Annotated in this window: 10 protein-coding genes and 1 tRNA gene; 2 read left to right on the forward strand and 9 right to left on the reverse strand. The window is 72.0% G+C overall.

The genetic code is table 11. The features are described from left to right. Positions 1-6 precede the first annotated feature (6 nt). Together AAH979_RS36655 and AAH979_RS36660 are read right to left on the reverse strand one after the other, a co-directional pair. Positions 7-2139, reverse strand: a complete 2133-nt coding sequence (locus tag AAH979_RS36655; protein ID WP_346262722.1) for an MMPL family transporter — start codon at positions 2137-2139, stop codon at positions 7-9. Between the two features lie 302 nt (positions 2140-2441). Next, a tRNA-Asn gene (locus AAH979_RS36660) sits at positions 2442-2514 on the reverse strand. Positions 2515-2773: 259 nt separating this feature from the next. Here AAH979_RS36660 and AAH979_RS36665 point away from each other — a divergent pair. Beyond that, positions 2774-3151: a hypothetical protein gene (locus AAH979_RS36665; protein ID WP_346262723.1), complete on the forward strand. Its 378-nt coding sequence runs from the start codon at positions 2774-2776 to the stop codon at positions 3149-3151. Positions 3152-3298: 147 nt separating this feature from the next. On the opposite strand, the gene AAH979_RS36670 is transcribed toward AAH979_RS36665, so the two are convergent. The 7 genes from AAH979_RS36670 to AAH979_RS36700 all read right to left on the reverse strand — a co-directional run bounded on the left by AAH979_RS36670 (position 3299) and on the right by AAH979_RS36700 (position 14815). Beyond that, positions 3299-4306, reverse strand: a complete 1008-nt coding sequence (locus tag AAH979_RS36670; protein ID WP_346262724.1) for a sugar phosphate isomerase/epimerase family protein — start codon at positions 4304-4306, stop codon at positions 3299-3301. Between the two features lie 390 nt (positions 4307-4696). Beyond that, entirely contained in the window at positions 4697-6874 is a 2178-nt protein-coding gene (locus tag AAH979_RS36675; protein WP_346262725.1) for a ThuA domain-containing protein, read from the reverse strand. Positions 6875-6941: 67 nt separating this feature from the next. Next, complete coding sequence (locus tag AAH979_RS36680) at positions 6942-9836, reverse strand: PQQ-dependent sugar dehydrogenase (protein WP_346262726.1); 2895 nt, start codon at positions 9834-9836, stop codon at positions 6942-6944. 348 nt (positions 9837-10184) lie between these two features. Then, positions 10185-11252 (reverse strand): polyprenyl synthetase family protein, encoded by a 1068-nt coding sequence (locus AAH979_RS36685; RefSeq protein WP_346262727.1) that lies wholly within the window; start codon positions 11250-11252, stop codon positions 10185-10187. Continuing rightward, positions 11249-12703 (reverse strand): nucleotide pyrophosphatase/phosphodiesterase family protein, encoded by a 1455-nt coding sequence (locus AAH979_RS36690; protein ID WP_346262728.1) that lies wholly within the window; start codon positions 12701-12703, stop codon positions 11249-11251. The genes AAH979_RS36685 and AAH979_RS36690 overlap by 4 nt, the downstream gene beginning before the upstream one ends. Further along, entirely contained in the window at positions 12696-13937 is a 1242-nt protein-coding gene (eboE, locus tag AAH979_RS36695; RefSeq protein WP_346262729.1) for a metabolite traffic protein EboE, read from the reverse strand. Before eboE ends, AAH979_RS36690 begins: the two co-directional genes overlap by 8 nt. Further along, a complete protein-coding gene (locus AAH979_RS36700; protein ID WP_346262730.1) occupies positions 13937-14815 on the reverse strand; it encodes a TatD family hydrolase in 879 nt (292 codons plus the stop codon). The genes eboE and AAH979_RS36700 overlap by 1 nt, the downstream gene beginning before the upstream one ends. A gap of 134 nt (positions 14816-14949) precedes the next feature. On the opposite strand from AAH979_RS36700, the gene AAH979_RS36705 reads away from it, so the two are divergent. Continuing rightward, a partial coding sequence (locus tag AAH979_RS36705) for a transposase (protein ID WP_346262731.1) occupies positions 14950-15847 on the forward strand: 898 nt, incomplete at its 3' end.

The raw sequence follows: 15847 nt of genomic DNA on the forward strand, positions 1-15847 counted from the left end.
CGGCCATCATTCCCCACCCGGATGGTTGGGGATCCGGGAGAGCCGGGACGGCCACCAGACCGCCGGCCCGATGTCGTAGGTCAGCGCCGGCACCAGCAGCGACCGTACGACGATGGTGTCCAGCAGGACGCCGAGCGCGACCGCCAGCCCCAGTTCGATCAGGATCACCAGCGGCAGTACGGCCAGCGCCGAGAAGGTCGCCGCCAGCACGAAGCCCGCCGAGGTGATTACCCCACCGGTGACCACCAGCCCGCGCAGCACCCCGGACCGGGTGCCCCGGCGCACGGACTCCTCGCGTACCCGGCTCATCAGGAAGATGTTGTAGTCGATGCCGAGCGCCACCAGGAAGACGAACGCGAACAGCGGAAACGACGCGTCGACGCCGGGGAAGCCGAAGGCGTATCTGAAGAGGAACGCGCAGAGCCCGAGGGTGGCCAGGAACGACAGCACCACCGTGAGGATCAGCAGGATCGGCGCGAGCAGGGCCCGCAGCAGCAGGGCCAGGATCACCACGATCACGCCGAGCACCACCGGGATGATCACGTTCCGGTCCCGGGTGGAGGCGTCGGAGGTGTCCACGCCGATCGCGGTGCGCCCGCCGACCACCGCGTCCGCGTCCGGCACCGCGTGTACGGCGACGCGCAGCTCGCGTACCGCCTGCTCCGCCTCGGCGCCGTCGGCCGGCGCCATCAGGGTGGCCTGGAGCTGGACGCGGCCGTCCACCACCTTCGGCGGGCCGCCGGACGCACCCGGCGCGCCCGGCGCGGTTTCCGAACCGACCGCGTTGGGATCGGCGGCCGGGACGGTACGCACCTCGGCCACCCCGGGCACGGAACGGGCGGCCGCCGCCACCTGGTCGGCCGCGCCGGCCCGGGCGAAGATCGTGGCGGGGCTGCCCAGCCCGCCGGGATAGTGCCGGTCGATCACCTCCTGGGCGATCACCGAGTCGGTCCGGTTGGTGAACAGCTCGGCCTGGCCGAGCCGGGTGGCGCCGAGTTGGGTCAGGCCGAAGCCGAGCGCGATCAGGGCCAGGGTGGTCAGTACCCAGACCAGCCGGGCCCGGCGGGCGATGAAGTGCGCGACCGGTTTCCACAGCCGGCCGACCGTGGCGGCGTGCTCGACGTACGGCGACCGGGGCCAGAACGCCCACCGCCCACCGAGCAGCAGCAGCGCGGGCAGGAAGGTCAGCATCACCACCAGGGTGGCGCCGATGCCGACCGCCGCGACCGGCCCGAGGGCCTGGTTGGAGCTGAGGCTGGAGAGCAGCAGGCAGAGCAGTCCGGCGATGACCGTACCGCCGGAGGCGAAGATGGCCGGGGCGGCGCCCCGCCAGGCGGCGCGCATCGCCGCGACCGTGTCGTGGTGCCGGCACAGCTCCTCTCGGTAGCGGGCGATCAGCAGCAGGGCGTAGTCGGTACCGGCCCCGAAGACCAGCACGGTGAGGATGCCCTGGGCCTGCCCGTTCAGCGTGATCACGTCGCTGCGGGCCAGGAAGTAGACGGCCAGCGCGGCGAGCGCGTACGACAGGCCGGCGGCCAGCAGCGGGATGATCCAGAGCACCGGGCTGCGGTAGACCACCAGCAGGATGACGAGTACCACGGCGAGAGTGACCAGCAGCAGCGGCCCGTCGATCGACGAGAAGACCTCGGTCAGGTCGCCGAGCAGCCCGGCCGGACCGCCGACCACGACGACCTGGCCGGCGTCGCCGTGCTCGGCGATCCGGCGCAGTTCGCTGACCACCTCACGGGTCCGGTCGCCCTCGGCGTTGTCCACCGGCACGATCACCTGGAGCGCCTTGCCGTCGGCGCTGGGTATCGGCGGCGGCAGCGGCGGCACCACCCCGGGTACGGTGGCGAACCGGGCCGCGTCGGCGCTCACCCGCTGCCGGTCGGTGTCGGTGACACCACTGTCCCGGACGTAGACGACCAGCGCCGGAAGGGTCTGCCGCTCGACGAATCCGGCGGCGAGCCGTTCCCCACGGGTGGCCTCGGCGTCCGCCGGCAGGAACGCCGCGTTGTCGTTGGTGGCGACCTCGCTGAGCCTGCCCGGGTACGGCGTCGACAGCGCACCCACCGCCAGCCAGCCGACCGCGAGCAGGACGGCGAGCAGCATGGCGGTGCGGCGCCGCGATCCAGCCATCTCCCACCCATCCGTTCCATGCCACGCCCGCACTGCCCGGCCCGCCGACTGCCCGGCCCATCGACTGCCGGCCCGCCGACCGCCCCGCCCGCCGACTGCCCGGCCACCACGCCGCCGGGCCAGCGCGGGACCCAGCCACCGCGCGGCCAGGCCACCGCACCGCCGGTGCGGGGCGCCGGGCAGCACGACGAGCGAGCGCCGCCGTGCGCTGACGGGTGCCGGAGGGCGGGTGCCGGAGGCCGGAGGGGCCCCAGATATGACGATGCCCGTCGGCGGGGCCGACGGGCGGGATGTTGGGAAAGCTCCCCCGTTTGGACTCGAACCAAAAACCTGCCGGTTAACAGCCGGCTGCTCTGCCAATTGAGCTACGGGGGATCGCGTGTCCGGCACTGGATCTCTCCAGCGCCGTGCGACGGGACAAGAGTACAGGACGGGCGGGGGTAGGGGGCTACCGGGTTATCGCCGGAGGCGGTCCGGACCAGATATCTGGACAAAACGGCACGGGGGCCACAACCAGGCATGACATCGGTGGAGGATGGGTACGGACCTGGGGACAGACGACGCAGGCGCGACACGGTCGCCCACCGGGGATACCGAGGGCGCTGACCGCGTCAGAACACGGAGAGGAGCCGTCATGCGCGGAAAGCTGTGGTTCGTCGGCGGGCTGGCTGTGGGCTTCGTCCTGGGCGCCCGCGCGGGCCGGGAGAGGTACGAAGAGCTGGTTCTCAAGGGCCGCAAGGTCCTCGACCACCCGACGGTGCAGGAGGCGGCCGGGGTGGCTCAGGCCCAGGCTTCCCGGCTGTACACCGAGGGCAAGGACCGGCTCAGCCACACCCGGCTGGCCGAGAAGCTCGCCGTGGGCAACGGCAGCTCGTCCGAGTCGGGCACCGGCGACAGCGGTCGCACGGACGCGACCGTCGGATCGGGTACGGCGTCCGGATCGGGTACGAAGTCCTCGACGACCGCCCCCGCCTCCCGGGCGGCGTCGGGAGCGAACGGCACCAGTTTCTGAGCGGAGCACGACCAGTTCCGAGCGGGCGCGCCAACCGCGTGCACGGTGCGGGGCCGACCCGGGATCGGGCCGGCCCCGCGCCGTTCGCCGTGCCCGGACCGGTTGGTTACCCGCCGATCGGCCCCGGGCCACCAGTGCGGTGGCGCCTCACTCCTTGCTGCTGAACGCGGCGTCGAAGGCCGCGCTCGGGGCGTCGAAGGCCAGCCGGCGGACGAACTGCAACGCCTCGGGCGCACCGACCAGCCGGTCCATCCCGGCGTCCTCCCACTCGATCGAGATCGGGCCGTCGTAGCCGATCGCGTTCAGCGCCCGGAACGAGTCCTCCCACGGCACGTCGCCGTGCCCGGTCGAGACGAAGTCCCAGCCCCGGCGCAGGTCCGCCCAGGGCAGGTGGGACGAGAGCCGGCCCCGCCGCCCGTCCCCGGTACGCACCTTCGCGTCCTTGCAGTCGACGTGGTAGATCCGGTCGGCGAAGTCGAAGATGAAGTTCACCGGGTCCAGCTCCTGCCAGACGAAGTGCGACGGGTCCCAGTTCAACCCGAACGCCGGCCGGTGCCCGATCGCCTCCAGGGTCCGCCGGGTGGTCCAGTAGTCGTACGCGATCTCGCTCGGGTGCACCTCGTGGGCGAAGCGCACGCCCACCTCGTCGAAGACGTCGAGGATCGGGTTCCACCGATCGGCGAAGTCCTGGTAACCCCGCTCGATCATCGACGGCGGGACCGGCGGGAACATCGCCAGGGTGTGCCAGATCGACGAGCCGGTGAACCCGACGACGGTCTTGACGCCGAGCTTCGCCGCCGCCCGGGCGGTGTCCTTGATCTCCTCGGCGGCCCGCTGCCGGACCCCCTCCGGCTCACCGTCGCCCCAGATCCGGGCCGGCAGGATGTCCTGGTGGCGCTCGTCGATCGGGTGGTCGCAGACCGCCTGCCCGACCAGGTGGTTGGAGATCGTCCAGACCTTGAGGTTGTACTTGGCCAGCGTCTCCCGCTTGCGGTCGACGTACGAGTCGTCGGCGAGCGCCTTGTCGACCTCGAAGTGATCACCCCAACAGGCGATCTCCAGCCCGTCGTAGCCCCACTCCGAGGCGAGCCGGCACACCTCCTCGAAGGGTAGGTCGGCCCACTGGCCGGTGAAGAGCGTGATGGGTCGCGCCATGATCTTTCTCCCTGTTGATCGCACGCGGGATTCGCGACTGCGCCGGGAACGGCGCCGGTGGACCGGGGCGAGGGTGACCGTCCGGGACGGTGGCGGGAACTCCCCCGGCGGTGTGGTCGGCACGTGCGGAAACCGCACCTGGGCCGGGCGGGTTGCGCCTCCCGCCCGGTCACCGGCCAGCGCCGGGGATCGCCACGACCACTCTAGGCCGTGCCGGCCGGACCAAGGAAGCCCCGACCCGGCAACCGGGGCCACCGGGCCGGGCAGGGCCGGGCGGACAGAGCCCCGCCTCCCGGACCGGAGGAGTCCGGGAGGACGGGGCGAGACGGCGGGCGGCGGGGTCGCGCTGGGCGGGTGGTGGGGATGCGCGCCGCCCGCTACCCGCTCATCTCAGGGCAACGTCCACTTCTGGTTGGCGGCACCGGCGATGCAGTCCCACAGGTGTACGTCCTGGCCGTCGGCCGAGCTGTTGTTCGAGACATCCAGGCACTTGCCCGAGCCGGGGTTGCGCAGCGTGCCGTCGGCCTGGGCGGCCCAGTTCTGCGCCCCGGTGGAGTTGCAGGTCCAGAGCTGGATCTTGGTGCCGTTCGCCGTACCCGAGCCGGAGATGTCGAGGCACTTGCCCAGGGCCCGCAGGGTCTGCCCGGTCCTCGTCCAGGTCTGCCGGGCCGAGCCGGCGACGCAGGAGTTGATCTGTGCCTGGGTACCGTCGGCGGTGCCGCCGCCGTCGATCTCCAGGCACTTGCCGGCCAGCCCGACGACCGGCCCGGTCCCGGTGCCGCCGGTGGTCGACCTGACCAGGGTGAACTCGTCGACGTCGTACAGCCCGGTGCCGGATCCGGCGACGGTGAGGTAGAGGTTCTGGGTGCCGGTCGGCACCCCGGACAGCGCGGTGCTCACCTCGGCGTAGCTCTCCCAGCCGCCGGTGTTGGAGATCGTCGCGGTGCCGTGCACCGGACCGGTCTGCGAACCGGTCCGGACCTGGAGGGTGCCGCCGGCGCCGCCGGAGACCACCCGGGCCCGCAGCGAGGTGACCCCGCTCAGGTTCTGCCCGTTGTACGCCGCCCAGTCACCCGGGTCCAGGTACCCGATCGTCGACCCGCCGTTGGCGCCGGCCTTGCCGACCACCTGCACCCCGCTCTGCGCACTGAACGCCTCGGCCTGGACCGTGGTGTTGGTGCCCGGGTCCGGGTCCGGTCCGGGACCGCCGCCGAGTTCCTTGATCCGGATGTTCCGGAACGAGACGTCGTCGCCGGTGCCGTGGTTCTGGATGCCGATGTGCCCGGCCAGCGACCGCACCGGGTTGGTGTTGGTGAAGTCGTTGATCAGCACACCGTTGAGGTAGATCCGCAGCCGCTCCCCCTCGACCAGCAGCTCGTAGCTGTTCCACTCGCCCGGCGGGTTGAGCGCGGCGTCCCGGGCCGCGATGTCGGCGGACTTGAAGGTGTAGACCGCGCCGGTGGTCCGGTCGGCCGCGTCGGTGGCGTCGATCTGGATCTCGTAGCCGTTGTCCACCGCCGACCACGGGTCGGACGACGGCGGGAAGCCGATGAAGATCCCGGAGTTGTCGTCACCGGCCATCCGCCAGTCCAGCTTCAGCGAGTACGACGCGAACTGCTTGGCGCTGTACCAGTAGAGCCCCATGCCGCCGACCGAGGTCAGCGTGGCGTCGGAGTTGGTGAAGCTGCCCGGCCCGGCCTGGGACCAGCCGGTGGTGGAGCCGTTGTAGAGGGTGGTGTAGCCGGACTCGGGCCGGCAGTCGGCCTTGGTCCGGCCGGCCGCGTACCGGATGCCGCCGAGCAGGTGCGCCCGGAACGCCGGCTCGGCGTACGACGCCTGGGTGTGCCCGCCGCCGGTGTAGAAGGAGCGGCCGCCCTCGTACGTCTTGCACCAGGCGTGCGGGTGGTCCGCCCCCATCCCGCCGCCGGAGTACGACGACTCGTCCAGCGTCGCCAGCACCCGGGCGGTGGAGCGGGCGTTGGTGCGGTAGTTGTACCACTCGTCGGTGCGGGTCCAGGTCTGCGGCAGGTGGGCCGTTGCCGCGTGCCCCCGGTCCACCGCCTTGACGTTGGCCTGCTGGATCGCCGGGTGCGAGGCGAAGTACGCCCCGACCAGGTTGCCGTAGAACGGCCAGTCGTACTCGGTGTCGGCCGCGGCGTGCACCCCGACGTACCCCTTGCCGCTGCGGATGTACGACTCGAAGGCGCTCTGCTGGCTGGCGTTGAGGGCGTCGCCGGTGGTGTTCAGGAAGACCACCACCTCGTACTGGGCGAGGTTGGCGGTGGTGAACTGGGCGGCGTCCTCGGTGGCGGTCACGGTGAAGCTGTTTGCCGCGCCGAGTTCCCGGATCGCCTGGGTGCCGGCGGCGATCGAGTCGTGCCGGAACCCGGCGGTCTTGGAGAAGACCAGCACGTCGTAGGGGGCGTCGGCGGCGCTGGCCGGGCCGGCCGGCACGGTGGTGCAGGCCAGCACCGCGAGCGTGGTGGTGGCGATGGCGAGGCTGGGACGGATCGTCTTCCGGCTTCTGCCGCGGAACAGTCGCGTCTTTCTGCTGCGGAACAGTCGCATCGTCGCTCTCCTTCGAGGGCGGTGGGGAGGGGCGCCCGCCGTGCGGGGCGGGCGCCGTCCGGCTACGTCAGGGCAGGGTCCACTTCTGGTTGGCGGCGCCGGCTATGCAGTCCCAGAGGTGCACGTTCTGCCCGTCGGCGGAGCTGTTGTTGGAGACGTCCAGGCACTTGCCCGAGCCGGGGTTGCGCAGCGAGCCGTCGGCCTGCGGGGCCCAGTTCTGGGCGGCGGTGCCGTTGCAGGTCCAGAGCTGGATCTTGGTGCCGTTCGCAGTACCGGCGCCGGAAATATCCAGACACTTGCCCAGGGTACGCAGCGTCTGGCCGTTCCTCGTCCAGGTCTGGTGCGCCGATCCGGTGCAGGTCCAGATCTGCGCCTGGCTGCCGTCGGCGGTGCCGCCGGCCTCGATCTCCAGGCACTTTCCGGCCAACCCGACGATCGGGCCGGTGCCGCCGCCCCCGCCGGAGCTGCCGGTGTTGATGGTGAAGGCGTCCACGTCGTAGAGGGCACCGGTGCCGGAGCCGGCGAAGGTCAGGTAGAGCGTGGTGGTGCCGGCCGGCGGGGTGCTGATCGTGCCGGTGACGGTGGTGAAGGTGTCCCAGCCGCCGGTGACCGGCACGGTGGCGCTGCCCAGTACGGTGCCGGTGGCCGAGCCGGCCCGGAGCGCGATGGTGCCGCCGGCACCGGCCGACGAGACCCGGGCGCTGAACGAGGTGGCGCCCACGAGTCGGTACGGCTGGAACGCGATCCAGTCCCCGTTGTTGATGTCGCCGACGGTCTGGCCGCCCTCGGCCGCGGCCTTGGCGAACTTGTTCACCCCGGACGAGCTGTTGTAGTGCTCGGCCTGCCGGTGCTTCGGCACCAGCACGTGCTGGGTGTGCGTGGTCAGCCCGCCCCGGTCGGTGTACTCGGCGTCGAAGATCGGGAAGATGTTCGCCGCGTCGTCGTGCTCACCGTCCACCGGGATGGTGATGGTGCCGGAACAGCCGGTGGCGGAGGTGATCTGGTGGCCGTGGCTGTCGTGCCCGAGTACGTAGGTCATCTTGGCCCGGGAGCAGTCGATGGTGCCGTCCTCCGGGTCGGTGATGCTGATCGAGAAGGGCACCGTGTCACCGAAGGCGACGAGCTGCCCGCTGGCCGGGGCGGTGATGGTCACCGTCGGCGCGGTGTTGCCGACCCCGATGGTGACGCTGGCGGTGCCGGTGGCGCCGGCCGGGTCGCGTACGGTCAGCGTCGCCGTGTACGTGCCGTTCGCGGTGTAGGTCTTCGTCGGGTTCGCCGCCGTCGAGGTGCTGCCGTCGCCGAACGCCCAGGAGTAGCTGAGCGCACCGCCGTCGGGGTCGGAGGAGCCGGCCGAGGAGAAGTTGACGGTCAGCGGTGCGACCCCGGAGGTCGGGTTGGCGCTGGCCACCGCGATCGGGGCCCGGTTGCCACCGCCGACGTAGTCGAACCGGTAGAGCGCCGAGTTGGCGTCCCCGTTGAAATAGCCGGTGCCGTAGTCGAGCACGTAGTACGAGCCGTCCGGCCCGAACGCCGAGTCCATCACCTGCTTGCCGACCCAGGGAAAGGTGTCGATGGTGCCGGGCGAGCCGTCGGCGTTGACGTGGATCGGCTTGATCCAGCCCCGGCCGAACTCGGTGGCGAAGAACTGGCCGTCGAAGGAGGCCGGGAACTTCGTGGTCGACGGGTTCGACGCGCTGTACCGGTAGACCGGGCCGCCCATCGGCGACTCCGAGCCGCCGCCGAACTCCGGCGGGGTGCCGGCGTCACCGGCGTACCGGATCCAGGCGGGGCGGGCCGCCGGCAGGGTGCCCTGGCCGGTGTTCCGGAACGAGTTGTTGGTCGGGCCACCGGTGCAGTTGTACTTCGCCCCACCCGGCCCGTCCGGGAAGGTCCACTCGTTGTACGTCTCGGTGCTGGTGTTCGTCCCGGTGCAGTACGGCCAGCCGTAGTTGCCGGGCGAGGTGATCCGGTTGAACTCGACCTGCCCGCTCGGGCCCCGGCTGGCGTTGGTGGAGCCGGCGTCCGGGCCGTAGTCACCGACGTAGACGTGCCTGGTGGCCTTGTCCACGCTCATCCGGAACGGGTTGCGGAAGCCCATCGCGTAGATCTCGGGCCGGGTGTTCGCGGTACCGGCCGCGAAGAGGTTCCCGGCCGGGATCGAGTACGTCCCGTTGGCGTTCACCTTGATCCGCAGGATCTTGCCCCGCAGGTCGTTGGTGTTGCCGGCCGAGCGCTGCGCGTCGTACGCCGGGTAGCGGTTGGTCCGCTCGTCGATCGGCGCGTAGCCGGCGGACTCGAACGGGTTGGTGTCGTCCCCTGTGGAGAGATAGAGGTTGCCGGCGGCGTCGAAGTCGATGTCGCCGCCGACGTGGCAGCACATCCCCCGGTCCGCCGGTACGTCCAGCACCGTCACCTGGCTGGACATGTTAAGGGTGAAGTCGGCGTTCAGGGTGAACCGGGAGAGCCGGTTGACCCCGGCGAACGGCGCGAACTGCGCGGCCGTGCCGGTGGCCGGCGCGTCACCGGCCGGGGTGGACAGCGGCGGGGCGTAGTAGAGGTAGATCTGCCGGTTGGTGGCGAAGCCGGGGTCTACGCCGACGCCCTGCAATCCCTCCTCGTCATGGGTGTAGACCGGCAGCGTGCCGAGTACCGCCGTGTTGCCGGCCGCGTCGGTGCGGCGCAGCGTGCCGTTGCGGGCGGTGTGCAGCACCGAGCGGTCCGGCAGCACCGCGATGGTCATCGGCTCGCCCACCTCGGCGACGCCGCGGGCCAGGGTCACCTGCTGGAAGTCGGCGGCGCTGATCGGGTGCGCCCCGGCGGGGGCGGCCGGGGCGAGTACCGCCGGGAGGGTGGTCGCGGCCAGCAGCAGCGCCGCACCGGAGGCCCACCGCCGCTGTCTCGAAGCGGCTCGACCGGCCCGGAGGGGTCGGCTGGGCGGATGTGGATGGTCGGTGGAAGACATGGTCGTGCACTCCCGTCCTGAACAGTTGCGTACAGGCAGGGCGCTCGCCGTCGCGCCAGATGCCGTCGGGTGGATCTCCGCCCGGGGGCCGCCGTTCCCGCCAAGCCGCGACCGTGCACCGGCATGGGCACACCGGTACGCCAGTCGCTGTCGTGGGCTAACCGCGCCGTCGGTTACCTCGACGTAACAACTCTGAGCTGTGCTCGACACAGTAATTTCTATGTGTTGATGTGTCTATACCTTCTGCCACGCCAACATAAACTTTTGTCGATACGGCGAAAAGGTACGACTTCGGTGATCGGCCGGGCGCTCTCCGTACCACTGTGGACCGTCGTACTGGCCGTCCGGCTATCCGTGCCGCTGCACGGCCTCGGCCGCCAGGGTGGCGAGCACCGTGGCCGCCTCGGCGGAGACCGGCGCCTCCGCCAGCGCCGCCAGCGCGGCGTCGGTGCGTACCTTGATCATCTGCTCGATCCGGTCCAGCGCGCCGGTCGCCACGATGATCGACCGCAGCTCGGCCGCGCCGTCCGGATCCAACTCCGGGTTGCCGAAGAGCGCCTTCAACCGCTGCGCCTGGGCCCGGTCGGCACTCCCCCGGGCCAGCGCCATCATCACCGTCGGCTTGCCCTCGCGCAGGTCGTCCAGGATGGACTTGCCGGTCAGCGCCGGGTCGCCGAAGACCCCGAGCACGTCGTCGCGGAGCTGGAACGCGTCGCCCAGCGGGTCACCGAACGCGGCCAGCGCGCCGAGCAACTCCGGCGACCCGGCCGCCAGCGCGGCACCGATCTGCAACGGCCGGGTCACCGTGTAGCGGGCCGCCTTCATCCGCACCACCGTCAACGCGCTCGCCACCGACCCGTCCCCCACCCCGGAGACCAGGTCGAGATACTGCCCCGCGATCACCTCGGTACGCATGGTCGCGAAGACGCCGTACCCCTGGTGCACCTCTTCCGGGGTCAGCCCCGACTCGTGGAAGAGCTGGTCCGCCCAGGCCGCGCAGAGGTCACCGCAGAGCAGGGCGGTACTGCGCCCGTACGAGGCCGGGTCGCCGCGCCAGGCGGACCGGGCGTGCAGGTCGGCGAAGAGCCGGTGCACCGAGGGCTCACCCCGGCGCCGGTCACTGCCGTCCATGATGTCGTCGTGGATCAGCGCGAAGGCGTGGAACAGCTCCAGCGCGGCGGCGGCGGCCACGATCGGGGTACCGTCCGCACCCCCGGCGGCCCGCCAGCCCCAGTAGCAGAAGAGCGGGCGCAGCCGCTTGCCGCCGGCCAGCACGAACCGGTGCAGGGTGGTGAAGACGCCCCGGGGCGCGCCGTCCGGCCAGTCCGGGTCCTGGCGGTCGAGGAAGGCGACGAGCTGGGCGTCGAAGCGCTTCCGTAGCTCGCCCAGATCCACCTCCGGCACGGTCGCCGTCATGGCCGCCCTCCCCCGGCAGCGCCAGCAGCGGAACCCGCAGCGGCGGCGGAATCCGCACCGCCAGCGGCGGGAGCGGTGCCGGCGAGGCGGAGCAGCAGGCTCTTGACCTCGGTGGCCTGGTAGCGGTCCCGGGCCGCCGACCGGTCCGAGCAGATCAGCACCGGGGCGTCCGCCGGATCGGCGGGCAGCCGGCCGTGCGAGCCGCGTACCGCCCGCGCGCCCGCGTCCAGCCCCACCACGCTCATCAGGTAGCGCATCCCGAGCTTCTTCCGGGCCAGCGCCACCGCCGCCCGGCGCTTCGCCGCACCCGGCGCGGCCGGGTCGAAGAAGAGCTCCGCCGGGTCGTACCCGGGTTTGCGGTGGATCTCCACCAGCCGGGCGAAGTCCGGGGCCCGGGCGTCGTCGCGCCAGTAGTAGTAGGTGAACCAGGCGTCCGGCTCGGCGACCAGCACCAACTCGCCGGCCCGCTCGTGGTCCAGCCCGTGCGCGGCCTTGCCGGCGGCGTCCAGCACCTCGGCGACCCCGGGCAGCCCGGCGCAGAGCAACGCCGCCGCCGGCACGTCGGCCGGGTCCTTGACGTAGACGTGCGCGACCTGGTGGTCGGCGACCGCGAACGCCCGGGACGTCCACGGGTCGAGATATTCCATCCCGTCCTGGGTGTAGACCCGGAGCAGCCCCTCGGCCCGGAGCAGCCGGTTCACGTCCACCGGCCGGCTCGCCTCGGTGATGCCGTACTCCGAGAGCACCACCACGGTGGCGTTCCGGGCGGCGGCCGCGTCCAGCAGCGGGCCGAGCACCTCGTCGAGTTCGGCCGCGGCGGCCGCCGCCTTCGGGGACGACGGGCCGAAGCGTTGCAGGTCGTAGTCGAGGTGCGGGACGTACACCAGGGTCAGGTCCGGGTTCTTCTCGGCCATGATCTGCTCGGCGGCCCGGCAGATCCACCGCGACGACGGCAGCCCCGCCCCCGGCCCCCAGTAGGTGAAGAGCGGAAACCCGCCCAGTTTTCCGGTCAGCTCGTCGTGCAGCTCCGGCGGGTCGGTGTAGCAGTCCGGCTCCTTGCGCCCGTCGGCGTAGTAGATCGGCCGGGGCGTCACCGTCCAGTTCACGTCGGCGCCCATCGCGTACCACCAGCAGACGTTGGCCACGGTGAAGTCCGGGCGCTCCCGGCGGGCCGCCTGCCAGACCTTCTCCCCGCCCATCAGCGCGTGGTGCTGGCGCCACAGGAAGACCTCGCCCAGGTCGCGGAAATACCAGCCGTTGCCCACGATGCCGTGCTCGGCCGGCAGCGCCCCGGTGAGCAGGGTCGCCTGCGCCGAGCAGGTCACCGCCGGCAGCACGGTGCCGAGTTCGGCCTGGCAGCCGGCATCGGCCAGGGCGCGCAGCCGGGGCATGTGGGCGAGCAGCCGGGGCGTCAGCCCGACCACGTCGACAACCACCAGTGGACTAGCCATCGTGCCTCCTCGGCGCGGGTGCGGGGGCGGCCGGGGCGCCGGAGATCCCGGTCACGTCACCGGAGACCTCGGTCAGCCCGAGCGCGACCAGTTCGTCGCGGGCGAAGGCCAGCTCGGCGGCGATCCCGCCGGCCAGCTCCGCGTCCGATCCCGGGCGCTGCGCGGCCGGCAGCACCCCCCAGGTGTACGTCTCGACGTCCAGGTGGTCGCAGCCGGCGACCGGCCCGGCGAACAACTCCCGCAGCGCGTCCCGGAGCACCGGAACGGTGGACTCCAGCGGCGCGGCGGGTACGGCGTGCAGCGGTACGTGGTAGTGCACCCGCCAGGCGCCCGGCAGGTCGGCGTCCAGCGCCGCGTCCAGGTCGTCGGCGGCATGCGCCGGGTCGGCCGGGTCGGCGGCCCGCCCGCAGGGTTCCGCCCGGGTCTGGTGCAGGAAGCGCGGTTCGACGTACCCGCGCAGGGTCTCGGCGGCCGCGACCGGGTCGGCGGCGGCCAGCGCGGCCGAGACCTGCACCTTCACCACCGGCAGCCCGGCGGCGCGCAGCCGGCCCAGCGCCTGCGCCGGGTCCTCCCAGGCACAGGCGAGATGGGCCAGGTCGAGGCAGATGCCGAGCCGGTCGGTGTCCACCCGGGACAGTGCGGCGACCGCCTGGCTCGTCGACTCGACCACGCAGCCCGGCTCCGGCTCGAAGCCGACCCGCACCGCCCGGCCGGTACGCCAGGCGATCTGGGTCAGCCCGGCGGCCAGCTCGTCCAGCACCCGGGCCGCCCGGTCGGCCTGCCGCTGCTCCCAGGGCTCCCGCCAGGCCAGCGGCAGGGTGGAGACCGAGCCCCGGACGGCGTCGTCGGGGAGCAGGTCGACCAGTACGGTGGCCAGGTTCAGGGTGTAGACCAGCCGCTCCCGGGTGGTCCAGTCCGGGTGGTAGACGGCCTGCTTCACCACCGGCGCGTGGAAGGACTGGTAGGGGAACCCGTTCAGGGTGACCACCTCCAGCCCGCGCGCGGTCAGCTCGGCGCGGAGTTTCCGCCGGGTCTGCGGGTCGGCGGCCAGCCCGGCCGCCACCGGCGCGGCCAGCCACAACCCCAACCCGAGTACGTCGGCGCCCAGCCGTTCCCGGATCGGCACCGCGTACGTGTCGAGCTGCCCCAGCACCCCGGCCAGGTCCTCGGCCGGATGCACGTTGGTGCAGTAGCTCAGGTGCACCAGTTGCCCGTCGGCGTGCCGCAGCCGCATCAGCTACCGCCCCGCAGGATCGAGTTCCCCTCGAAGGTGCCGGGTGGCCCGTCGGCCGGCCCGCCGGCCTCGGCCGGCGCGTCCGCGTCGAGTTCCAGCCGGCCGGACTGGCCGTAGAACTCCACCGGGTTGCGCCAGAGCACCCGGTCGACGTCGTCGGTGTCGAATCCGGCCGCCAGCATCGCCTCGCCGGTGGCCCGGGTCAGCAGCGGATCCGACCGGCCCCAGTCGGCGGCCGAGTTGACCAGCATCCGCTCGGTGCCGTACTTGCGGAGCAGCTCGACCATCCGCGGCGGCGACATCTTGGTCTCCGGATAGATGGAGAAGCCGAGCCAGCAGCCGGTGTCCCGGACCAGCGGCACGGTCACCTCGTTGAGGTGGTCGATCACCACCCGGCCGGGGTCGAGGCCGGACTCGGCGACCACCGCCAGGCTGCGTTCGGTGCCCCGGGCCTTGTCCCGGTGCGGGGTGTGCACCAGCGCCGGCAGTTCGTGCTCGACCGCCAGGGCGAGCTGGGCGGCGAAGACCTCGTCCTCCTCCGGCGTCATCGAGTCGTAGCCGACCTCGCCGACCGCCACCACGCCGTCCTTGTCCAGATAGCGGGGCAGCAGGTCGAGCACCTCCCGGCAGCGCGGGTCGTTGGCCTCCTTCGGGTTCAGCGCGATGGTGGCGTGGTGCCGGATGCCGAACTGGCTGGCCCGGAACGGCTCCCAGCCGACCAGCGCGTCGAAGTAGTCGACGAAGGAGGCGGCGCTGGTCCGGGGCTGGCCGAGCCAGAACGCCGGCTCCACCAGGGCGCGTACCCCGGCGGCGGCCATCCGTTCGTAGTCGTCGGTGGTCCGCGAGGTCATGTGGATGTGCGGGTCGAAGATCCTCATCAAGAGCCGCCCGCCAAACCCCTGGCATCAGCCAGGGGGAGGAAAGGGCGGTCAGGCGTGGTGGTGGTTTTCGCCATGGCGTCGACTCCTCTGTACGGGCGGAACTGTCGGATGCGGCTGGGATGCTTGCGGGTGTGGACGAGACGGTGCGGTACACCTTCCGGTTGCGTCCCGGCGCGGCCGCGCGGGCCGTGCTGTTGGCCGAGTGGGGGCGGTGTCGCTGGCTGTGGAACGAGGCCGTCCATCAACAGCGGTCCGGGCGTAAGCCGACCTTCGGCAAGTTGTCGAAGCTGCTGACTGAGGTACGGGCGGGCTCGTCGTGGTTGCGGGACGGGTCTCAGGTAGCCCAGCAACAGACGCTGCGTACCTACGCCCTGGCCCTTCAGCACTCTTTCAAGGTGAAGGGACGGGGCCGGCCGAGGGTCAAACGACTGAAGGACACGCTGCCAAGCCTGGAATACACCACGCGTGGTTTCTCGATCCGCGACCAGCGGCTGCGGCTGCCCGGCGGCGTCAGCATCCCGATCGTCTGGTCCCGCGAGCTGCCGACCGATCCCAGCAGTGTCCGGGTTTTTCAGGACTCGCTCGGCTACTGGTACGCCTCCTTCGTCGTCCGCCGCGAAGCTTTCACCGCTCCCGGGGCCGAGGGAGCGATCGGTGTCGACTGGGGTGTCACGACGACCGCGACGACCACCAACCCCGCCTACGACCTGCCACACCACGGCCACCGCAGACGGTGCGCCGCCGAACTCGCCAAGGCCCAGCGCAGAATGAGCCGCCGTCGACGCCCCAAGGGTGTCAAACCGTCGAACGGCTACCTGCGCGCCAAACGCCAGGCGGCGAAGATCGCGAAGAAGGCGGCCCGGCAGAACACCCACGACGCCCGCATCTGGGCGAAGAAGATCGTCGACAACCACGCCACGATCGCCGTCGAGGACTTCAAGCCGACATTCCTGGCCAGGTCCCGGATGGCGCGCAAGGCCGCCGACGCGGCGATCGGTGCGGCGAAACGGGAACTGATCGACCGTGGCA

Origin of the sequence: Plantactinospora sp. ZYX-F-223, assembly GCF_039649625.1 — a bacterium.
Taxonomy (GTDB): Bacteria; Actinomycetota; Actinomycetes; order Mycobacteriales; family Micromonosporaceae; genus Plantactinospora.